This is a genomic window from Ornithinimicrobium jinqii (assembly GCF_045032595.1).
Classification (GTDB): Bacteria; Actinomycetota; Actinomycetes; order Actinomycetales; family Dermatophilaceae; genus Ornithinicoccus.
On the sequence record NZ_JBJFZS010000029.1, the window covers coordinates 33,822 to 54,725 of the forward strand.

At 75.0% G+C, this 20,904-nt stretch carries 22 protein-coding genes; 20 read left to right on the forward strand and 2 right to left on the reverse strand.

What is annotated here, in order from left to right:
- Positions 1–125: 125 nt before the first annotated feature.
- Together ACI3ET_RS13400 and ACI3ET_RS13405 are read left to right on the forward strand one after the other, a co-directional pair.
- Positions 126–1,184: a DUF2891 family protein gene (locus ACI3ET_RS13400; RefSeq protein ID WP_405033562.1), complete on the forward strand. Its 1,059-nt coding sequence runs from the start codon at positions 126–128 to the stop codon at positions 1,182–1,184.
- Positions 1,181–2,659 (forward strand): sensor histidine kinase, encoded by a 1,479-nt coding sequence (locus ACI3ET_RS13405; RefSeq protein WP_405033563.1) that lies wholly within the window; start codon positions 1,181–1,183, stop codon positions 2,657–2,659. The genes ACI3ET_RS13400 and ACI3ET_RS13405 overlap by 4 nt, the downstream gene beginning before the upstream one ends.
- A 15-nt stretch (positions 2,660–2,674) precedes the next feature.
- On the opposite strand, the gene ACI3ET_RS13410 is transcribed toward ACI3ET_RS13405, so the two are convergent.
- Entirely contained in the window at positions 2,675–2,896 is a 222-nt protein-coding gene (locus tag ACI3ET_RS13410; RefSeq protein WP_405033564.1) for a hypothetical protein, read from the reverse strand.
- 98 nt (positions 2,897–2,994) lie between these two features.
- Between ACI3ET_RS13410 and ACI3ET_RS13415 the strand changes: the two genes are divergently transcribed.
- The 15 genes from ACI3ET_RS13415 to ACI3ET_RS13485 all read left to right on the forward strand — a co-directional run bounded on the left by ACI3ET_RS13415 (position 2,995) and on the right by ACI3ET_RS13485 (position 17,365).
- Positions 2,995–3,612 carry a class I SAM-dependent methyltransferase gene (locus ACI3ET_RS13415; protein ID WP_405033565.1) on the forward strand — a complete coding sequence of 206 codons (618 nt, stop codon included), beginning with the start codon at positions 2,995–2,997 and terminating at the stop codon, positions 3,610–3,612.
- A 78-nt stretch (positions 3,613–3,690) separates the two neighbouring features.
- Entirely contained in the window at positions 3,691–4,362 is a 672-nt protein-coding gene (locus tag ACI3ET_RS13420) for a response regulator transcription factor (RefSeq protein WP_405033566.1), read from the forward strand.
- Between the two features lie 129 nt (positions 4,363–4,491).
- The gene (locus ACI3ET_RS13425) at positions 4,492–5,733 is read left to right on the forward strand and encodes a glycosyltransferase family protein (RefSeq protein ID WP_405033567.1); all 1,242 of its coding nucleotides are present in this window, start codon (positions 4,492–4,494) and stop codon (positions 5,731–5,733) included.
- Positions 5,723–7,024: a glycosyltransferase family 4 protein gene (locus ACI3ET_RS13430; RefSeq protein ID WP_405033568.1), complete on the forward strand. Its 1,302-nt coding sequence runs from the start codon at positions 5,723–5,725 to the stop codon at positions 7,022–7,024. The genes ACI3ET_RS13425 and ACI3ET_RS13430 overlap by 11 nt, the downstream gene beginning before the upstream one ends.
- Entirely contained in the window at positions 7,021–8,211 is a 1,191-nt protein-coding gene (locus tag ACI3ET_RS13435) for a glycosyltransferase family 4 protein (protein ID WP_405033569.1), read from the forward strand. The genes ACI3ET_RS13430 and ACI3ET_RS13435 overlap by 4 nt, the downstream gene beginning before the upstream one ends.
- A gap of 102 nt (positions 8,212–8,313) precedes the next feature.
- Complete coding sequence (locus tag ACI3ET_RS13440; RefSeq protein WP_405033570.1) at positions 8,314–10,128, forward strand: ABC transporter ATP-binding protein; 1,815 nt, start codon at positions 8,314–8,316, stop codon at positions 10,126–10,128.
- Entirely contained in the window at positions 10,125–11,324 is a 1,200-nt protein-coding gene (locus ACI3ET_RS13445) for an aminoglycoside phosphotransferase/kinase family protein (protein WP_405033571.1), read from the forward strand. The genes ACI3ET_RS13440 and ACI3ET_RS13445 overlap by 4 nt, the downstream gene beginning before the upstream one ends.
- Positions 11,321–12,349 carry an aminoglycoside phosphotransferase family protein gene (locus ACI3ET_RS13450; protein ID WP_405033572.1) on the forward strand — a complete coding sequence of 343 codons (1,029 nt, stop codon included), beginning with the start codon at positions 11,321–11,323 and terminating at the stop codon, positions 12,347–12,349. Before ACI3ET_RS13445 ends, ACI3ET_RS13450 begins: the two co-directional genes overlap by 4 nt.
- A gap of 43 nt (positions 12,350–12,392) precedes the next feature.
- On the forward strand, positions 12,393–12,992 hold the full coding sequence (locus ACI3ET_RS13455; protein ID WP_405033573.1) for a hypothetical protein: 600 nt from the start codon (positions 12,393–12,395) through the stop codon (positions 12,990–12,992).
- Positions 12,993–13,030: 38 nt separating this feature from the next.
- Positions 13,031–13,825, forward strand: coding sequence for a CPBP family intramembrane glutamic endopeptidase (locus ACI3ET_RS13460; protein WP_405033574.1), 795 nt, complete (start codon positions 13,031–13,033; stop codon positions 13,823–13,825).
- Between the two features lie 55 nt (positions 13,826–13,880).
- Complete coding sequence (locus tag ACI3ET_RS13465; protein ID WP_405033575.1) at positions 13,881–14,189, forward strand: GNAT family N-acetyltransferase; 309 nt, start codon at positions 13,881–13,883, stop codon at positions 14,187–14,189.
- 17 nt (positions 14,190–14,206) lie between these two features.
- Positions 14,207–14,413, forward strand: coding sequence for an RNA-binding S4 domain-containing protein (locus ACI3ET_RS13470; protein ID WP_405033576.1), 207 nt, complete (start codon positions 14,207–14,209; stop codon positions 14,411–14,413).
- 43 nt (positions 14,414–14,456) lie between these two features.
- Entirely contained in the window at positions 14,457–15,266 is an 810-nt protein-coding gene (locus ACI3ET_RS13475) for a bifunctional hydroxymethylpyrimidine kinase/phosphomethylpyrimidine kinase (RefSeq protein ID WP_405033577.1), read from the forward strand.
- Between the two features lie 40 nt (positions 15,267–15,306).
- Positions 15,307–16,890 (forward strand): aspartate:alanine exchanger family transporter, encoded by a 1,584-nt coding sequence (locus tag ACI3ET_RS13480; protein WP_405033578.1) that lies wholly within the window; start codon positions 15,307–15,309, stop codon positions 16,888–16,890.
- Between the two features lie 79 nt (positions 16,891–16,969).
- Positions 16,970–17,365, forward strand: coding sequence for a hypothetical protein (locus ACI3ET_RS13485; RefSeq protein WP_405033579.1), 396 nt, complete (start codon positions 16,970–16,972; stop codon positions 17,363–17,365).
- On the opposite strand, the gene ACI3ET_RS13490 is transcribed toward ACI3ET_RS13485, so the two are convergent.
- Positions 17,346–18,443, reverse strand: a complete 1,098-nt coding sequence (locus ACI3ET_RS13490; RefSeq protein WP_405033581.1) for a pyridoxal phosphate-dependent aminotransferase — start codon at positions 18,441–18,443, stop codon at positions 17,346–17,348. The genes ACI3ET_RS13485 and ACI3ET_RS13490 overlap by 20 nt on opposite strands.
- A gap of 44 nt (positions 18,444–18,487) precedes the next feature.
- Between ACI3ET_RS13490 and ACI3ET_RS13495 the strand changes: the two genes are divergently transcribed.
- The 3 genes from ACI3ET_RS13495 to pdhA are packed head-to-tail and all read left to right on the forward strand — an operon-like array spanning position 18,488 to position 20,902.
- Positions 18,488–18,874, forward strand: a complete 387-nt coding sequence (locus ACI3ET_RS13495) for a phage holin family protein (RefSeq protein WP_405033582.1) — start codon at positions 18,488–18,490, stop codon at positions 18,872–18,874.
- On the forward strand, positions 18,871–19,632 hold the full coding sequence (locus tag ACI3ET_RS13500) for a dienelactone hydrolase family protein (RefSeq protein ID WP_405033583.1): 762 nt from the start codon (positions 18,871–18,873) through the stop codon (positions 19,630–19,632). Before ACI3ET_RS13495 ends, ACI3ET_RS13500 begins: the two co-directional genes overlap by 4 nt.
- Positions 19,633–19,690: 58 nt before the next feature.
- Positions 19,691–20,902: a pyruvate dehydrogenase (acetyl-transferring) E1 component subunit alpha gene (pdhA, locus tag ACI3ET_RS13505; protein ID WP_405033584.1), complete on the forward strand. Its 1,212-nt coding sequence runs from the start codon at positions 19,691–19,693 to the stop codon at positions 20,900–20,902.
- Positions 20,903–20,904: the final 2 nt, after the last annotated feature.

The following is a 20,904-nucleotide window of genomic DNA, read 5'->3' on the forward strand; positions in this document are numbered from 1 at the left end:
CGCCGCCGCGACGCGGCTGTGAAACATCCCAAAGGATGAATGTGGGCCAACAGCGCGCGTCCGGTCGGCCAACAGTGCGCGTCCGGTGCGAGCACGCGACGCGCCCGGTCGGGGAGGATGGGGCCATGACGCCCGACGTCCGTCCCGACCCCCCGTCCGCGCCCGCCGACGCGCAGGCGTGGAGCCGGATCGCGCGTGAGGTGATCGGCACGGCATACCCGTGGGTGCCGGGGCACACCGTCACCGGGCCCGACGACGCGCACCTGGTGCCGGAGGTCCTGCACCCCGCCTTCCACGGGTCCCTCGACTGGCACTCCTGCGTGCACATGCAGTGGTCGCTCCTCACCCTCCTCTCCCGGTATGGCGACGCGCTGGGGAAGGAGGAGGCGCGCGCCGTGCGGGGGCTGCTGGGGGAGCGGCTGCGGCCGGAGCACGTGGCGGCCGAGGTGGACTACCTGCGGGAGCGGCCGGGGTTCGAGCGACCGTACGGCTGGGCGTGGGCCGCGCAGCTGTGCGCCGCGCTGGCCGAGGCCGGTGAGGACGACGCCGAGGTCGCAGGCTGGGCGGCGGCGACCGGGCCGCTGGCCGAGATCGTCGGCGACCTCGTGCTGGGGTGGCTGCCGCGCCAGCCCTACCCGGTGCGGCACGGCAAGCACCAGAACGACGCGTTCGCGCTGTGGCTGCTGCTCGACGCGTTCGAGCGGCTGGGTCGCGACGACGTCGTGGAGGCGTGCTGGGGGCGGTCGCTGGACTGGTTCGGTGACGACCGGGGAGCGCCGACCGGCTGGGAGCCGGGCGGCACCGACTTCCTGTCGCCCGCGCTGACGGAGGCCGGGCTGATGACCCGGGTGCTGCCGCAGGACCGGGTCCGGCCGTGGCTCGAGGCGTTCCTGCCGGGGCTGGGGCTCGCCGGCGACCACGACCCCCACCGCCACCTGCTCGAGGTGCCGGTCGTCCTCGACCCGACCGACGGCCAGTACGCCCACCTCCTTGGCCTCGCCCTCTCCCGCGCGTGGCAGCTCCGGGAGCTCACGCCACACCTGGACGAGGTCCGTGCGGAGCGCCTGCGCGCGGCGGCCGTCGAGCAGGAGGCGGCGGTGCTGCGGGAGATCACCGAGGGCGACTTCATGGCCACGCACTGGCTGGTGTCGTTCGCGCTGCTGGCGCACGGCGGGCTTGCGTGACGACCCCCGCGGAGGGCTCCGGCAGGCGCCCCTGGTCGGTGCGGCAGCGGCTGCTCCTGCTCATCGTGCTGGTGCTGACGATGGGGCTGACGGCGACGGGCGTGATCAGCTTCGGCCTCCAGATCCGGGCGCTGAACGAGCGGGTCGACGCCGAGCTGGAGCAGGAGGTGTCCGAGCTGCGGCTGCTCGCGCAGTCGGGCCCGGAGAACGACGGTCAGCCCTACCGGGACGTGCGCGACCTCTTCTTCGACTTCCTCAGCACGGCCGTGGCCAACGACGACGAGGCGCTGATGGCGGTCGTCGACGGGACGCCGGTGCTGTTCTCCGGAGGCGACCGGCCGTTCGACGTCACCAGCCCCGACTTCGTCGAGGCGGTGGCCGCGCTCGAGGTGCCCGAGGGGCGCGCGCGGGCCACGGAGGTCCGGACCGGGGGCACCGCGCTGCGCGTGCTCGTCGCCGACGTCCGGCTGCCGGGGGAGACCCGCGAGGCCCAGTTCGTCGTCGCCATCGACGTCGGCAGCCAGCGGACGGCGATCAGCAACCGGGCGCTGACGTATGTGGTGCTGTCCCTGCTGGTGCTGCTCGCCGTCGCGTCGTTGTCCCACGTGCTCCTCGGGCGGCTGCTGCGTCCGCTGACCGAGCTGCGGGCCGCCACGGCGGCGATCAGCAGCGACGAGCTGTCCCGCCGGGTCGACGTGGAGGGCGCGGACACCGACGTGGCCGAGCTCGCGGTGCGCTTCAACAGCATGCTGGACCGGATCGAGGCGGGCGTGCTCGAGCAGCGCCAGTTCCTCGACGACGCCGCGCACGAGCTGCGCACGCCCCTGACCATCGTCCGCGGCAACGCCGAGCTGGTGCGCGCCGACGACCCGGAGGACGTCGAGTCGACCCGCACGCTCATCCTCGACGAGGTGGACCGGATGCAGCGGCTCGTCGACGACCTGCTCATGCTGGCGCGCTCGCAGCGTCCGGACTTCCTGCGCCCGGCCCCGACCGACGTCGTCGAGCTGGCGATGGAGGCGATGGACCGCGTCACGGTGCTGGGCGACCGCGCGTGGCGGCTGCGGCCCGAGGCCGAGGGCGTGGCCGAGCTGGACCGCCAGCGCGTCCTGCAGGCGCTGGCCCAGCTCGCCGCCAACGCGGTGCGGTTCAGCGAGCCCGGCAGCGCGGTCGAGGTGAGCACCGCCTGGGCCGACCCCGACAGCGAGCCGGGGCGGCGCGCGGTGGCCGCGGGGGCGCGTGCGGCCCCGCGCTACCTGGCGCTCAGCGTGCGCGACGAGGGCATCGGCATCCCGGCCGACCAGCTGGACCGGGTCTTCGACCGGTTCGTGCGCGCCGACAACGCCGGTCAGGTCGAGGGGTCGGGCCTGGGGCTGCCGATCGTGCGGGTCATCGCCCAGAGCCACGGGGGTGCGGTGGGCGTCGACTCCGTCGAGGGGGAGGGGTCGACCTTCTGGCTGTTCCTGCCCGGGTGAGGTGGGGCGGCCCGGTCAGTCCTGGCGGACCGGCGCGGGCACGTCGATGCCGCGGAACGCCATACCGATCGTCAGGAGCCCCGCGCCGACCACGCCCAGCATGTAGGCCGCGGCGGTGAGGAACGGGTCCCAGAGGGTGGGCTCGGAGGTGGCGAGGAGGGTGGCGCTGAGGGCGAAACCGAGGATGCAGGCGACGAGACAGACGCCGCCCACGTGCATGAGGAGCTGCGGACGCATCGGGCGACCATAGCCCCTTTGGACGCGCGTGTGGAATCGGCCAGGCCGGGCCTGGACCGCACAGCTGGTCACCCGGCGCGCCCCCTACGCTGAGGCGCATGAGCCCCTCGCGCGCCCGGCTGGTCGAGCACTGGAACTCGGTGGCCCCCAGCTACGACCGCCACACCGCGTGGCTCGAGCGGCGCGGGCTGGCAGCGCACCGGGAGTGGCTGGGGCGGCTCGCCCACGGCGACACCCTCGAGGTCGCGATCGGGACGGGCGCGAACCTGCCCTACTACGGCCCCGACGTCCGGCTCACCGGTCTGGACTGGAGCCCGGCGATGGTCGAGGTCGCGGGGCAGCGGGCTGCCGACCTCGGGCGCGAGGTCCGGCTCATCACGGCCGACGCCGACGAGCTGCCGTTCGAGGACGAGTCGTTCGACACGGTGGTCAGCACGCTCGCCCTCTGCTGCGTGCCGGACGTCGAGGCCACCCTGCGCGAGGCGCTCCGCGTCCTGCGCCCCGACGGTCAGCTGCTGCTCGTCGACCACGTCGGGTCGACCGTCTGGCCGGTCCGCGCCCTGCAGCACGTCGTCGAGCTGGGGACGGTGCCCCTGCAGAACGAGCACTTCACCCGCCGGCCACTGCATACCCTCGAGGGGTTCGGGGTCACGGTCGAGGAGACCGAGCGCCGCACCCTCGGGATGCTCGAGCGGGTCCGGGCGCGCAAGGCGTGACCCGGCACGGCGCGTCCGGTCGGGCTCGGGACCGCCACCCCCCGCGTCCGTCCGGGGCGGACGGATAGCCTTGCGCGCATGCCCCACATCCTGATCGCGGAGGACGAGGAGGGGATCGCGCGGGTCATCCAGCGGGGTCTGCGCTCCGAGGGGTACCGCACGACCGTGGTCGGCGACGGGCTGGCCGCGCTCGCGGCCGTCACCGACGGCGACGTCGACCTCGTCGTGCTCGACGTCGGGCTCCCGCGGATGGACGGCTTCACCGTGCTGCGGATGCTGCGGACGATGAAGGACCCGGTGCCGATCATCATGTGCACCGCCCGCGACTCCGTCGAGGACACGGTGTCGGGGCTGGAGGAGGGGGCGGACGACTACCTGGCCAAGCCGTTCCGCGTCGAGGAGCTGCTCGCCCGGGTCCGCGCGCGGCTGCGCCAGCGCTCGACCGCCTCCCCCGCCCACGAGCTCACCAGCGTCACCGCCGGGGGCGTCACCCTCGACCTCGCCGCCCACAGCGCGACGGTCGACGGCACGCCGGTCGACCTGTCCGCGCGCGAGTTCATGCTGGCGCGCGAGCTGATGGGGCACGCCGGGCAGGTGCTCAGCCGCGACCAGCTGCTCGACCGCGTCTGGGGCTACGAGGTGACCGGCAGCTCCAACGTCGTGGACGTCTACGTCCGCTACCTGCGCGCCAAGCTGGGCGCGGAGCGGATCTCCACCGTCCGGGGCATCGGCTACCGCTTCGAGGCCTGACGCCACCACGCGTCCGGTCGGGAAAGCCGCAGATGAGAGCCATCTCATCCCGCCATCATCACCGGCTCATCCCCGTCATGTTCACTCGCAGTTCACGTCGCCACCCGGTGACGGACGAGGAGGACGGACATGGCACGCACACCGGTGCAGGAGTCGCTGCGGGTGGTCTTCTACTCGCACGACTCCCAGGGCCTCGGGCACTTCCGGCGCAACCGCGTCCTCGCCCACTCCCTCGCCCAGCGGCTCCCCGTCGTCACCGGCCAGGACGTCACCGGCCTCCTCGTCAACGGCGTCGGCGGCGCCCACACCGCCTCCGTCCCCCGCGGCTTCGACGTCGTCACCCTCCCCGCCGTCACCAAGACGGGCACGGCCTACGGCGCCGGCCGCCTCGACATCGGGCTGAGCGCCGTCACCGCCCTGCGCAGCGAGATCGTCCGCGCCACCCTCGGCGCGTTCGCCCCCGACCTCGTCGTCGTCGACCGGCACGCGCTGGGCGTCGACGGCGAGCTGGCCCCGGCGCTCGCCGACCTCCGCGCCACCCGTCCCGCCGCCCGCGTCGTCCTCGGCCTGCGCGACGTCCTCGACGCGCCGCACGCCGTCGCCCGCGAGTGGTCGCGCGCCCCCGTCTCCGTGGTCCGCGAGCTCTTCGACGAGATCTGGGTCTACGGCGACCCGCGCGTCCACGACCTCCGCGCCACCGGCGAGCTCCCGGCCGCCCTCCACGACATGGTCCGCTTCCAGGGCTACCTCGCGCACGGGCGCGTCGAGGAGCCCGCCGGCCTCGACCCCGACCGCCCCTACGTCCTCACCACCGCCGGCGGCGGCAGCGACGGTATGGCGCTCTGCCTCGCCGCCGCGCGCGCGCAGGTGCCCGCGGGCCACGGCCACGTCGTCGTCACCGGCCCGCAGATGAGCGACGCCGACCACCGGGCCGTCGAGCGCGCCGCCACCCCGCGCACCCGCGTCGTCCGCTCCGTCCCGGACGCCGCCGGCCTCATCCGTTCCGCGGCCGCCTCGATCTCGATGGCCGGCTACAACACCGCGACCGAGACGATCGCCACCTCCGTCCCGGCCCTCCTCGTCCCGCGCGAGTGGCCGCGCACCGAGCAGGTCATCCGCGCCGAGGGCCTGGCCGAGCAGGGCGCGGCCGACGTCCTGCGCCACGCCGACCTCTCGTCGGCCCGCATCGGCGAGTGGCTCACGACCCACGTCGGCCGCCGCACCGACCGCGCCCACCTGGACCTCGCCGGGCTGAGCTCGGTGGCCCGGGCCGCGGCGCACCTGATCGAGGCGGCACCGCATCCCGAGGTCCGCCCCCTGCACCCGACCCGCGACCGCTCCCCCCAGGAGGTGCTGGCCCATGCCGGCTGAGCCCCAGACCCCGACCGACCCGAGCACCGCCACGCCGACCGACGGGCGCCGGGTCGCCTACGTCGTCAAGGTCTACCCGCGCTTCTCCGAGACCTTCGTGGTGACCGAGATCCTGGCGCGCGAGGCGGCGGGGGAGGACCTCGCGGTCTACGCGCTGCGCCCGACCACCGACGCGCGCTTCCACCCCCAGCTCGCGCAGGTCCGCGCCCCCGTCACCCACCTGCCCCGCCACCACCGGCTCACCACCGAGTGGGAGCTGTTCGCCCGGGCCGAGCGGGAGCTGCCCGGCTTCGGCGCCCGCCTCGGTGCGCTGATGCCGGTCCTCGCGCGCCTCGACCCCGGTGACGTCGCCCAGGCCGTCGACCTCGCGCTGCGGCTGCGGCGGGACGGCATCACCCACGTGCACGTCCACTTCGCCAACCTCGCCGCCCGCTGCGCCGCCGTCGCCTCGGCCCTCACCGGCATCCCCTACACGGTGACGACCCACGCCAAGGACCTCTTCCACGAGGACGTCGACCCCGTGCTCCTGCGCGAGGTCCTCGGGCGCGCGCAGCACGTCGTCGCCATCAGCGACTTCAACCGCCGCTTCCTCCTCTCCGAGGTCGACCCCGGCCTCGACGGCTCCGTGCGCCTCGTCCGCAACGGCCTCGAGCTGGACCGCTTCCCCTACCGCGCCCCGGCCGCGCCGCGCACGCCGCTGCGGGTGCTCGCCGTCGGGCGCCTGGTCGAGAAGAAGGGTTTCGCGCACCTCGTCCGGGCCGCGGGTCTGCTGCACGAGCAGGGTATGGCGCTGCACGCCCGGATCGTGGGCGACGGCGACCTGGCCGACCCCCTGGCGGAGCAGGTGTCCCGGTTGGGGCTGTCCGGGTCGGTCGAGCTGCTCGGCCCGCGCAGCCAGGCCGAGCTCATCGAGGAGCTGGCGTGGGCGGACGTGCTGGTCGCGCCGTGCGTGGTCGGGGCCGACGGCAACGCCGACGGCCTGCCGACCGTGCTCCTGGAGGCGATGGCCAGCGGGGTGCCGTGCATCGCGACGGACGTGACCGGCATCCCGGAGGCGGTCCACCCGGGCACCGGGATCCTGCTGTCCCAGGACCCGACCGACCTGGCCGAGCGGCTCGCGGACGCGCTGCGCGAGGTGGCCGACCCGGCGTGGCCGCGGGTCGAGGTGGCGCGGGCGGCCCGGGCCGCGGTCGAGCGCGACTTCGACGCCGCGGTGCAGAGCCGGCGGCTGGCCGAGCTGGAGGGCGCGCCGGTGGTCGACCGGTCACCGGAGCTGGAGGCCGTGCGATGACCGGGGGAGCGACCCGCGTGGCGTACGTCTGCGCCGACCCCGGCATCCCGGTCTTCGGGACCAAGGGCGCCAGCGTGCACATCCAGGAGGTGGTCCGGGCCTGGCGGGCCCGCGGCGCCGACGTCGAGATCTTCGCCGTGCGCCACGGTGACGACGTCCCGCCCGACCTGGCCGACGTCCCCGTCCACGTCGTGACGGTCGGCGGGCGGGGCATGGACCCGGCCGTCCGCGAGGTGGCCCAGCAGCAGGCCGCCGCCGAGCTCGCCACCCTGGTGCTGGCGAGCGGGCCTGACGTCGTCCACGAGCGCTACTCCCTCTTCTCGGGCGTGCTCCAGCACGTCCGGTCGCGACTGGCGTGCGACACCGTCCTGGAGGTCAACGCCCCCCTCGTCGACGAGCAGCGCACGCACCGGGTGCTCGTCGACGAGGACGCCGCCCGGGCCGCGCTCGCCGACCAGCTCCGCGCGGCCGACGTCGTCGCCTGCGTCTCTGAGCCGGTCGCCGGCTGGGTGCGGGCCGCGGCGGCCGAGGCCGGTGTGCCGCACGGCTGCCCGACCGTCGTCGTCGTGCCCAACGGGGTCAACACCGACCGTGTCCGGCCCGTCGAGCCGGACCTGGACGGTCCTCCGGTCGTCGTCTTCGTCGGCACCCTCAAGCCCTGGCACGGCGTCGAGGACCTCGTCGAGGCAGCCGCCCTGGCGCAGGTGCCGTGGCGGCTGCGGCTGGTCGGCGACGGCCCGGTGCGCACCGACGTCGAGCAGCAGGCCGCCCGCCACGGCCTCGACGTCGAGATGGTCGGAGCCGTTGCGCCGCAGGACATCCCCGCCGCACTGCAGGGTGCGTCGATCGCCGTCGCCCCCTACCCCGCCAGCCAGGACCACTACTTCTCGCCCCTCAAGGTCTACGAGTACGGTGCCGCGGCCCTGCCCGTCGTCGCCTCCCGCATCGGCCAGCTGCCCCAGGTCGTCGAGGACGGCCGGACCGGGGTGCTCGTCCCGCCGTCGAACCCGGTCGCGCTCGCCCGCGCCATCGACGCCCTGGCCGCCGACCCGGAGCGGGCCCGGCGGCTCGGACGGGCCGCCCGCGAGCGGATGGAGGCGCACCACACCTGGGCCGCGGTCCTCGACGCCACGCTCGCGCCCCTGGACCGCGCCCGCGACCGCGCCCCGGTGACGGCACCCGCCTGACCCGGCCCCACCCCATACCGAGTCCCCGAGCCCCGAGCCGATCACGCCACCGCCCCACCACCACCACCCACCCACCCACCCACCCACCCGAGAGGACGCCCCGTGGCCGACAGCATCCCGCGCATCCGGCGGTCCGCGCTGCGGCGCACCCTGGGGCTGCTCGGCCCGCACCTGCCCGGGCAGCGGCTGCTCCTCGCCGGCGGCGGCGGGCTGCTGCTGCTCGAGGTCGCCTTCCGCGTGCTCGAGCCATGGCCCACCAAGCTCGTCGTCGACGCGGTCACCCGCAGCCTGGGCGCCGACCTCGGCACCCCCGGCCCCACCGCCAGCGTCCAGATCCTGCTGGCCTGCGCGCTGGCCACCGTCTCGATCGTCGGGCTGCGGGCCGTCTGCAACTTCGGCGCGACCGTCGCCCTCGCGCTCGGCGGCTCCCGCATCGCCACCGAGCTGCGCGCCCGGGTCTTCGACCACGTGCAGTCGCTCCCGCGCAGCTATCACGGCACGACCCGCTCCGGGGACCTCGTCCAGCGCCTCGTCTCCGACGTCGGCCGGCTGCAGGAGGTGGGCGTCACCGCCGGCATGCCGCTCGTCGCCAACGTGGTCACGCTCCTGGCGATGCTCGGCGTGATGACCTGGCTGGACCCCGTCATCGCCGGCGTCGTGCTGGCCGCGGTCGCCGCCTTCCTCCTCTTCTCCCGCAGCAGCACCGGCAGGATCACCACGGCCTCGCGCAGGACGCGCCGCAGCGAGGGCGACCTGGCCAGCATCGCGCAGGAGACGCTCACCGGGATGACGCACGTGCAGGCCTACGGGATGGAGGCCGACCGCGCCGAGCACTTCCGCGGCTCCAACGCGAGGTCGCTCAAGGACGGGGTCCGGGCCCGCCGCCTCGCCGCCGCGCTCGAGCGCCGCACCGACGTGCTCGTCGGGGTCGCCACCGCCGCCGTCCTCTTCATCGGCGGCCTGCGGGTGATGCAGGGCGCGATGACCCCCGGCGACCTCGTCATCGTCCTCACCTACCTCAAGACCGCGATGAAGCCGCTGCGCGACCTCGCCAAGTACACCGGCCGCATCGCCCGCGCCAGCGCCTCCGGCGAGCGCGTCGCCGACCTGCTCGACGTCGAGCCCGACATCGTCTCGCCGCCCGACCCCGTGCCGCTGGGCCGGGCGCGCGGCGTCGTCGAGCTCGACGGCGTCCACCTCGCCCACGAGCCCGGCCAGCCGGTGCTCCGCGGGCTGGACCTGCGCGTCGACCCGGGCGAGACCGTCGCGGTCGTCGGACCCTCCGGCTCGGGCAAGTCCACGATCGTCTCGCTCCTGCTGCGGCTGGTCGACCCCGACAGCGGCACCGTCCGGCTCGACGGCACCGACGTGCGCCGCGCCGACCTCGCCGAGCTGCGGTCGCAGGTGGCGCTGGTGCAGCAGGACGCGGTCGTCTTCGCCGGCACCGTGGAGGAGAACATCCGGCAGGGCCGCCCCGACGCCACCGACGAGGAGGTGCGCGAGGCCGCCCGCCTCGCCCGGGTCGAGGAGTTCACCGACGTCCTGCCCGACGGCCTGCGCACCCTGGTCGCCGAGCGCGGCGCCACCCTCAGCGGCGGTCAGCGGCAGCGCATCTCGCTGGCCCGGGCCTTCCTCCGCGACGCGCCCGTCCTGGTCCTCGACGAGCCGACGACCGGGCTCGACCCCGACAACGTCGCGCTCGTCACCGGCGCCATCACCGACCTCGCCCGCGGACGCACCTGCCTGATCGTCACCCACGACCCGCGCACCGCCCGCACCGCCGACCGCGTGGTCGTCGTCGACGCCGGGCGGGTGACCTGGGACGGTCCGGCCGCGCTCGCGCCGCTGGACGGGCTGCTCGACGGGGACAGCCCCAGCACCACGCCCTCCCCCACCCACGTCGTGGGCGCGTCGTGAGCCTCGGCGACCCGGGGCTCTCGCTCCTCCTCCACCCCGACCGCCTCGCGGACGCCGTGGGCCGCCCGGTCCGCGCCACCCACCTGCGCCCCAAGATCGGCGTCTCGACGGTCGCCTCCCTCGTCGACGAGCACGGGGCGCCGTGGGGCTGGGTCCGCACGCTGTCCGGCGACGCGCGCGCCAAGGCCGGCAAGGCCCGCGACCGCGCGGACGAGGTCGGTCTCGCGGACGCGCTCGGCGAGGTGGAGATCACCGGCCGCGAGACGCTCGTCCAGTGGGGCCCGGTGGCCACCGACCCGCGCCTCGCGACCGAGCTCGCCCGGCTCGGGACCGGCGACGGCGCCCTCCCGGCCGGCACCACCGTGCTGCGCCACAACCCGCTGCGCCGGGTCGTCCTGCGCCAGGGCGAGCTCGTCGTCCGCGTCACCGGGCACGACCACCGCTCCCGCCTGCGCCGCGTGGCCCGGGACGCCGCCGCCGCCGGCGCCCCGGTCGTCACCCCCGTGGCCCCCCGACCGGGTATGCCGTGCGCCCGCCGGACCTCCTGGTGGCCGTGGGTGCACGGAGAGGACGCGAGCGGCGTCACCGACCCGGGCACGCTGACCGACCTCGGTCGCGCGGTCGGCCGGCTGCACGCTGTCGACGCCGGTGCCGTGCGCGGTCTGGGGGAGCGTGGCTGGGCCGACCTGCGCGCCGCGGCCGAGCGCTCGGTCGCCCTCCTCGAGGCCGTCGCCCCGGGGGCTGCCACCGGTGCACGGCGGGTGCTGGACCAGCTGCCGGAGGAGGCCCCGGGCGGCCGCGCCGTCGGCGGGCGGCTCGTCGTCTGCCACGGCGACCTCTCGCGCGACCAGTGCCTGGTCCGGGAGGACGGCACCGTCGTCCTCACCGACCTCGACCGCGCGGCCGTCGCGCCGGCCGTGCTGGACCTCGCGGGCCTCGTCGCGGCTGACCTGGTCGGCGGCCGGGGAGGTGGTGCGCGGGTGGCGGACGGCTACGCGCGGACCGCGCGACGCGTCCCGCCCGTGCCCGGCGCCTGGGTCGCCGCCTGCCTCCTGGCCCGCGTCGCCGAGCCGTGGCGTGCTCAGGTCCCGGGCTGGCACGGTGAGACGGTGCGGCGCGCCCTGCTGGCGAGCACCGCGCTGTCGGTCGACGACGCCTGGGGACGACCGGCGGAGCAGCTGGGGCACCCCGCATGAGCACCGTGGCCGCCGCCCCCCTCGGCGCGGACGACATCACCGTCGACCGCGCCTGGCCGGGCCGGGGCGGTGACGGGACGGTCCGCACGGTCGAGGGCCGGGACGCGCTGGGTCGGCTGCGGGCGGGGACGACGGGGGCCGACGGTCGGGTGACCCTGCTGCCCTACGGCGTCGACCCGCGGCTGCCGGCGCTCCAGGGTCTCGCCGCCAGGCCGGACGCCGACCTGGTCGTGCACCGGGCCGGACGACGGGCGGTGCTGCGGTGCGGCGAGAGCTACGTCAAGGTGGTGCGCCCCGGCCGCGCGGCCGGGGCGGCGCGGGCGGCCGGGGTGGGTGCTCGGGTCGCGGGGGCGGAGGGGCTGGCCGCCCCACGGGTGTCTGAGGTTACGGAAGACACCGTCACGCTCTCCTCCCTCCCGGGACGCCCCGCGCACGAGCTGTCCGACGACGGGTCGTGGGACGACCTCTGGGACGGCTGGGCCACCGCCTGGACCCGGTTGCAGGAGCAGCCGACGGACCCCCTGCCGGCCCTGCCACGGCATACCTGGGAGGACGAGGCGACGGTGCTGCGCGACTGGGCAGGCAGGGCCGCCGCGGCGGGGCTCCTCCCGACGACGTGGACCGGCACGGCGAGGGACGTCGCCCAGCAGGTCTCGGCCCGGCGCCAGGGGCGGCTCGTGGTCACCCACCGCGACCTGCACGACAAGCAGCTGCTGTGGGACGGCCGGCGGCTCGGCGTGCTCGACCTCGACACCCTCTGCCTGGCCGACCCGGTGCTCGACCCGGCGAACCTGGCCGTGCACGCCGACCTGCGGCGTGCGCAGGGACTGTGGGGCGAGCAGCCCGCCGCGACGGTCGCCGCCGTCGCGCACCGGGTCGCCGCTGCTGGCGGGGCGGACGACGACGCCCTGCGCACGGCCGAGCTGGCGACGGTGGCGCGGCTGGTCTGCGTCTACGCTTTCCGGCCGCGCTGGCGGGAGGTCGTGCTCGAGTGGGCGGGGCGCCGGATGAGAGACCTCTCATGAACCTCTCACGCACGTCTCCTCCTGCTGGTGCACCCTGGGTGCCATGAAGATGCTCGCGTCCGCCCTCGCACTGGTCCTCGTCGGCCTGCTGGGCGGGTGGCTGTGGTACGACGCGACGTCGGTGGCGCGCGCCGACACGGACGGCGTCGTCATCACCGGAACCATCACCCCGGCCGAGGCGCAGTCCCTGGTCGAGGGTGGGACGGCCCCGCCCACGGTGGACCTGGTCCCCGCGGGCCCCCAGACCGGCACCGCCGACCCCGGCGCAGCAGGTGACGCGAACGAGCGGAGCTCAGGCCCGAGCACTGCCGCCCTTCCGTCCCGCGGCGCCGGGGTCGGTGGTGACGTCGTCCTGGTCGACCGCTTCTTCGAGGCGCTCGGCCTCTCGGCCCGCGAGCTCTCCGGTCGCGCCGGGGACCTGCGCGCCGAGCGCGTCGCCGCCGAGGAGGCCGAGTCCCAGGCGGAGGCCGAGCGGCTGGAGGCCGAGCGGCTGGAGGCCGAGCGGCTTGCCGCGGAGCCCGTGGCCCCCCAGCCGGTCCAGCCCGCCCCCGTCGCCCCCGGCGACAGCTGCGAGTGGGACGACGACGAGTGGGAGTGCGACGGCGGCGACGACGGCGACGACGACGACGGCGACGACGGCTGACCGGTCCGGCGACGGACCCCACTGACTACGGTAGGCGCGTGCATACCTCCTGGGTGTCCGCCCTCGCGCCCACCCGGCTCGGGCGCCGCACCCTGGTCACCGAGACCGTCCTGGTGCTCGGCGTCAGCCTCGGGGCGTCGGCCGTGTGGTCGCTGCTGTCCATCGTCCGCAAGGTCACCGCGGAGACCCCGCTGTCGGCGCAGACCACGAGCATGAACACCAGCGCCGCGCCCGACCGGCCGTGGCTCGACCTGGCCTACCAGCTCACCGGCATCGTGCTCGCCCTCGTCCCGGTGCTCCTCGCGCTGCACCTGCTCGGCCGCGAGCGCACCGGCCGGTGGGACGCCTGGCGGGGGATGGGCCTGGACCTGCGACGCCCGGTGCCGGACGCGCTGCTCGGCCTCGGCCTCGCGGCCCTGGTCGGGATCCCCGGGCTCGGGCTCTACCTGGCGGCGCGCGGCCTGGGGCTCAACACGACCGTCGCCCCCGCGAACCTCGAGGCCGTCTGGTGGGCGGTGCCGGTCCTCGTGCTCGCCGCGGTGCAGAACGCCGTCCTCGAGGAGGCGGTCATGGTCGGCTACCTCTTCACCCGCTGGGGCCAGGCGGGCTGGTCGACCCTGACGATCGTCGTCACGTCGGCGCTGCTGCGCGGCAGCTACCACCTCTACCAGGGGTTCGGGGGGTTCGTCGGCAACGTCGCGATGGGGCTGCTGCTCGGCTGGGTCTACACGCGGACGCGTCGGGTGATGCCGCTGGTGGTGGCGCACACGCTGCTCGACGTCGTGGCCTTCGTCGGGTATGCCGTGCTCGCGGACCGGGTGGCGTGGCTCTGAGCCGGGCGGACCTGGGAGCGGGTGCGCCGTCAGGGGTGGCCGCTAGGGTGGCGCCATGACCAACGTCGCTGTCGTGCACCGACCCGCGCAGTCCCGCTTCGAGGCGATGAGCGGTGAGGAGGTGGTCGGCTACCTGTCCTACGAGATTGTCGGCAGCACCGTCGACATCCAGCACACCGTCGTCGAGCCCGCGCACCGGAAGAAGGGCGTCGGGGCCGCGCTGGTGGAGGAGGCGCTGCGCGAGATCCGCGCCGAGAAGCTGCGCGTGCGCGCGACCTGCCCGTTCGTCGCCGAGTTCATCCAGGAGCACCCGGAGCACCAGAGCCTGCTCGAGCCCAGCCTCGCCGCCGAGGACCTGTCCTGAGCCCCGACCCCCAGCCCGTGCCGATCCGTGACGAGTCGATCCGTCTCGGGCAGCTGCTCAAGCTCGCCTCGCTCGTCCAGGACGGGTCGATGGCGCGGATGGTGATCGAGAACGGCGAGGTGACCGTCGACGGCGAGACCGTTCTGCGGCGCGGCGTCCAGATCCGGCCCGGCCAGGTCGTGCGCTACGACGGCCAGCTGGTCACGCCCAGCCGGGTCGACTGAGGACGCCCGAGGGCACCCGGGGGGCGACTGCGACACTGGGCGGATGCACACTCCCCCGCTCGTCCTGACCATCGCCGGGTCCGAGGCCACCGGCGGCGCCGGTGCGCAGGTCGACCTCAAGACCTTCCAGCAGCACGGTGTCTTCGGCTGCATGGCGCTGACCTGCATCGTCTCCTTCGACCCGCAGGACCACTGGGCCCACCGCTTCGTGCCGGTGGACCCCCAGGTCATCGCCGACCAGCTCGAGGTCATCACCACGACCTACCCCCCCGAGCAGCTCGACGTCGTCAAGATCGGCATGCTGGGCACCCCGGCCACGATCGAGACGGTCGCCGGCGTCCTGCGCGAGCGCCGCTTCGGCCACGTCGTGCTCGACCCCGTGCTCATCTGCAAGGGCCAGGAGCCGGGGGCGGCCCTCGACACGGACGAGGCGCTCAAGGCCCTGGTGCTGCCGCTGGCCACCTTCGTCACGCCCAACCACTTCGAGACGATGTCGCTGTCCGGGATGGAGACCATCGAGACGGTGGAGCAGCTGACGGAGGCCGCGCGACTCATCCACGAGCGCTCCGGCGCGGCCGTGCTGGCCAAGGGCGGGGTCCACCTGCCCGGGCCGGACGCCGTCGACGTCTACGTGGACGCCGACCGCACCGAGGTCCTCAGCTCGCCCAAGCTCGGCGACGGCGTCCAGGTCGCCGGTGCCGGGTGCACGCTCGCCGCGGCCGTCGCCGCCGAGCTGGCCCTGGGCGCGACGAACTACGAGGCCGCGGTCGCCGCCAAGGCGTTCGTCACCCGGGGCATCGAGGCCCGGATGGGCAGCAGCGCACCCTTCGACGTGGTGTGGCAGGGCGCCTGACGCACGACCGGCGGTCACCCCAGGAGTAGCCTTCGGACACGTGGCCGACCTGCTGCTCGAGCGCCCCGTCCTGCTCCTCTTCGCCGTCCTCGCGGTCGGCACCGCGCTGGGCGCCGTGCGGCTGCGGAAGGTCTCGCTCGGGCCGGCGGCGGTCCTCTTCACGGCCCTGGCGCTGTCCGCCTACGACGAACGGCTCGCGCTGCCCGAGGTGCTCGGCACCTTCGGCCTCGCGGTCTTCGCCTACGCCGTCGGCGTCACCGCCGGGCCCTCGTTCTTCGCCTCGCTGCGCACCGGTCTGCGCCCGGTGACGCTGGTCGCCACCACCCTGGTCGGGCTCGGCGTCCTCACCTGGGGCATCGGCCGCCTCCTCGGCCTGAGCACCGGCACGGTCGCCGGGCTCTACGCCGGCGCCACCACCAACACGCCCGCGCTCGCGGCGGCCGTCCTGCGCCTCGACGGCTCCGCGGAACCGACGGTCGCCTACGGCATCACCTACGTCGGCGGCGTGCTCGTCATGCTGCTCGCCGCCGCCTCCGCCCTGAGCAGCGGCCACCGGCACCCGACCGACGACGACCGCGCCACGCCGCCGCAGGTCGGCAACACGACCATCGAGGTCACCCACGACAACGTCATGCAGGTCGGCGAGCTCACGCTCACGCCGCACGGCCGGGTCATCTTCAGCCGCTACCAGGAGCCGGGGGGCGAGGTGCGGATCGCGGCCGGCGGGACCGTCCTGCGCCCCGGCGACCTCGCGCTCGCCATCGGCCCGCCCCAGGCCCTGGCGCACGTCACCAAGCTCCTCGGGCGCACCAGCGACCAGCACCTCGAGCTCGACCGCACCGAGCTCGACTTCCGCCGCATCGTGCTGTCCAGGAGGCGGCTCTTCGGCCGCACCGTCGGCGAGCTCACCCTCTTCGAGCGCTTCGGCGCCCGCGCGACCCGCGTGCGCCGCGCCGACCAGGACCTGCTGGCCACCGACGACCTCGTCCTCCAGGCGGGCGACCGGATCCGCGTCGCCGCCCCGCGCGGGCAGATGGGGCGCGTGGCCGCCTACCTCGGCGACAGCGAGCACGGGACCGCGGACATCAACCCCCTCGGGCTCGCCCTGGGTATGGCGCTGGGCCTGCTCCTCGGCGCCGTCCCGCTCCCCGTCCCCGGGCTGGGGACGATGGAGCTGGGCCAGGCGGCGGGACCGCTGCTCGTCGGGCTGGTGCTCGGCCGCGTCTCGCGCACCGGGCCGGTGGTGTGGACGCTGCCGCACCAGGCCGCCGAGACGCTCACCCAGGTCGGGCTCCTGCTCTTCCTCACCTACGCCGGCGGCCGGGCCGGCGCGGCGTTCGTGGACGCGCTCGCCAGCCCGCTCGGCGTCGAGCTCCTCGTGGCCGGCCTCGTCATCACCGCCGTCCACGCCGCCGCGCTGCTGATCGTCGGCCGGCGGGTCCTGCAGCAGGCGGGACCGCGGCTGGCCGGGATCATGGCCGGCTCGCAGACCCAGCCCGCGGTGCTCGCGCACGCCAACGAGAGCACCGGTCACGACGCGCGGGTCGCGCTGGGCTACGCCCTGGTCTACCCCGTGGCGATGGTGGTCAAGATCCTCGTCGTCCAGGTCCTGACCCTGCTCTGAGCGGCGGCGGCCGCCGGTCCCGGAGCTCACGGGGTCCTGTGGCACTATCGTGGGTCAGTCGCCGACCAGGAGGAGCGTCATGTCCCTGTCCCCGCGGGGATCGACCGCGGTCGTCACCGGCGACCCGGCCAAGGGCTGGTGGATCATGCTCATCGGCGGCGTCCTCGGCTGGGTGACCGGGCAGTCGTGGGGCGGTGACCGAGGCTTCGGCGACGTCTTCCAGCTGATGATGGCCTTCCTCACCGTGGCCGCGATGGCCGTGCCCTCCCAGCTGATCGCGGGGCGCGGCGGCAAGGCGTGGCTGCTCGCCACCGCCGGCGCGGTCGGCATCTCCGTGCCGTGGTTCTTCGCCGTGGCGGTCCGGACCCAGGGTCAGGACGTGTGGGCGCCGTCGCTGACGGTCTTCGCGGTGAGCTGGGTCATCACCTGGGGGGTCGCCGCCCTCACCCGCCGTGTCATCCACCGCTGGTACTGAGCCACTCCGCCGCGATCTCCACGAGCCGGTCGTTGGCCCCCGTCTCGGCCACCGTGCACCGCACCCCCTCGCCGGCGAACGGGCGGACCGTCAGCGCCCGCGCCTGGCAGAACTGCGCGAACGGCACCGCGTCCTCGCCCAGCGGGAGCCAGACGAAGTTGCCCTGCGCCTCGGGGACGCTCCAGCCCTGCCCCCGCAGCGCGGCGACCACCCGCTCCCGCTCGGCCACCAGCTCCTTGACCCGCACCTCCAGCTCGTCGTAGGCCTCCAGGCTCGCGACCGCGGCCACCTGCGCGAGGTCGGTGACGCCGAACGGGGTGGCGGCCTTGCGCAGGGCGGTGGCGACGGGCTCGTGCGCCACGGCATACCCGATCCGGAGCCCGGCCAGCCCGTAGGCCTTGGAGAAGGTGCGCAGCACCGCGACGTTGGGGTGGTCGCGGTAGACGGCCAGCGCGTCGGGCACGTCGGGGTCGGTGGTGAACTCCAGGTAGGCCTCGTCGAGGACGACAAGCACGTCCGGGGGCACCATGGCCAGGAACGCGCGCAGCTCCGCCTCGCGCACGGCCGGCCCGGTCGGGTTGTTGGGGGAGCAGACCACCACCAGGCGCGTCCGGTCGGTGATCGCGGCGGCCATCGCGTCCAGGTCGTGCCGCGCGTCGGCGTCGAGCGGCACCCGCACCGACACCGCGCCGCTCAGCCCCACCACGATCGGGTAGGCCTCGAACGAGCGCCACGCGTAGACGACCTCGTCGCCCGGGTCGCAGGTGATCGCGACGAGCTGGGCCAGCACCGCGACGCTGCCGGTGCCGGTGGCGACGTGGCTCACCGGGACGCCGAGCCGCTCCGCGAGCGCCTCGGTGAGCGCGACGACGCCCATGTCGGGGTAGCGGTTCATCGACCCCGCCGCCCGCGTCACGGCCGCGAGCACGGACGGCAGCGGCGGGAACGGGTTCTCGTTGGAGGAGATCTTGTAGGGCGTCAGCCCCTCCACCGGCGCCGCCGGCCTACCCGGCGCGTAGGCCGGCAGCGCGTCGAGCGTCGAGCGCAGGCGGACGGAGGGGGTCGGCTGCTCGGTCATGCCGGACAGACTAGTGAGAGGCCCGGACGTGCCACCATGGGCCCATGAGAATGCTGCTTTCGATCGTCGCCAACGGACTCGCGCTCTGGGCCGCCGCCTGGCTCCTGGACGGCATCACCTTCGGGGGGGAGGGCACCTCGCTGATCCTCACCGTGCTCGGCGTCGCCGTGATCTTCGGCGTGCTCAACGCCATCGTGCGACCGGTGCTCCTCGTCCTGTCGCTGCCTCTGGTGCTGCTGACCCTGGGGCTGTTCCTCTTCGTCCTCAACGCGCTCATGCTCTCGCTGACGTCCTGGCTGGCCGGGGTCCTGGGGCTGGAGTTCCACGTCGACACCTTCTTCTGGGACGCCGTCCTCGGCGCGATGATCATCTCGGTCGTCGGCCTCGTCCTCGACATGGTGACCCCCCACCGGGCCGAGCGCCTGCGATGACCGGACCCGTCGAGCACGAGATCGCCGCCGCGGACGGCCCGCTCCCCGGGCTGCTGTGGCTGCCGGAGGGCGCGTCCGCCGACCGTCCCGTCCCCGGCCTCGTGGTCCTGCAGGAGATCTTCGGGCTCAGCGACTACGTCCGGCGCCGGTGCGCCGACCTGGCCGGGCTCGGGTATGCCGTGCTCGCCCCGCAGCTCTACGCGCGGCTGCCGCAGCCGGTCGTGGCGGTGCGGGAGGACGCGGAGGACCTGCTCGAGCAGGGGATGGCGCTGGTGCAGCAGGTCGACTGGGCCCTCGCGGTCCGCGACGGGCTCGCGGCCCGCGACACGCTCGCGGCGCTGCCCGAGGTCGACGACGCCCGGGTGGGGCTGGTCGGCTTCTGCTTCGGCGGGGGCCTGGCGTTCAACGTCGCGGCCGCCGCGAGCACGGCCGAGGTCCCGCCCGCGGTGCTGGTCAGCTTCTACGGCTCGGCGCTGCCGGGTCTGCTGGACCTCGCCGAGGACGTCACCTGCCCGAGCCTGCACGTCTTCGGCACGGCCGACGCCTACATCCCCCCGGAGACCGTCGACAGGGTCCGGGACGCGGTCACCGCCGGAGGCACGCGGCCCCAGGTGCGCTTCGAGCTGCACGAGGGCGCGGGCCACGCCTTCGACAACCCGCACCCGCTGTTCCACCACGCGCAGGCCAGCGCCACCGCCTGGGAGCAGACCGAGGCCTTCCTGGCCGAGGTGCTGCCCACCGGGCGTGCGTCAGCCTGACGAGCACGTAAACTCACCGACACGCTGCGGCAGCCGCCGCCGGACGAAGGAGCCAGCGTTGAGCGACGACGGAGTCGCGCGGACCGCCGCGCCGACGAGCACGAGCGGACCCGCCGCCCCCGGGTGGGCCACCCACGAGCCGCCGGAGCGGGACATCACCGACGGCGGGCCGGACATGGTCCAGTTCCTCGCGGCCGACGGGACCCGGGTCCCGGTGACGGACACGAACAGCCCCTACACGGCCTACCTCGACGAGCTCGACGCCGACGCGATGCGGGGGATGCTGCGCGACCTCATCCTCGTGCGCCGCGTCGACTCCGAGGGCTTCGCGCTGCAGCGCCAGGGCGAGCTGGGCCTGTGGCCGAGCCTGCTCGGGCAGGAGGCGGCGCAGGTGGGGCCCGGGCGCGCGATGCGGCCGCAGGACTACGCCTTCCCGGGCTACCGCGAGCACGGCGTCGCGTGGTGCAAGGGCGTCGACCCGGTCAACCTGCTCGGGATGTTCCGCGGCGTCAACCACGGCGGCTGGGACTCCAACGAGAACAACTTCCACCTCTACACGATCGTCATCGGCAACCAGATGCTGCACGCGGTCGGCTACGCGATGGGCGTGCAGCGCGACGGCGACGTCGCCACCGGCGACCCCGAGCGCGACACCGCGGTGATGGCCTTCACCGGCGACGGCGGCACCTCGCAGGGCGACTACAACGAGGCGCTGGTCTTCGCGGCCGTGGCCAACGCGCCGGTCGTCTTCTACGTGCAGAACAACCACTGGGCGATCTCCGAGCCCAACGACCGCCAGTTCCGCGTCCCGCCCTACCGCCGCGCCGACGGCTTCGGCTTCCCGGGCGTGCGCGTGGACGGCAACGACGTGCTCGCCTGCTACGCCGTCACCCGCGCCGCGCTCGAGCGCGCCCGGTCCGGCCAGGGGCCGACGCTCGTCGAGGCCTTCACCTACCGGATGGGCGCCCACACCACCTCCGACGACCCGACGAAGTACCGCATCTCCGCCGAGGTCGACATCTGGAAGGCCAAGGACCCCATCGACCGGATGAGGAACTTCCTCCTCGCCGAGGGGGTCGTCGACGACGCCTGGCTCGCGGAGCTGCAGACGGAGGCCGACGAGCTGGCCCGGCACATCCGGACCGCCTGCCAGACGATGCCGGACCCGCCGCACGAGGAGATGTTCCACCACGTGTATGCCGACCCGCACCCGCTGGTGGAGCGCGAGGCCACGGAGTTCGCGGCCTACCAGGCCGGGTTCGAGGAGTGAGG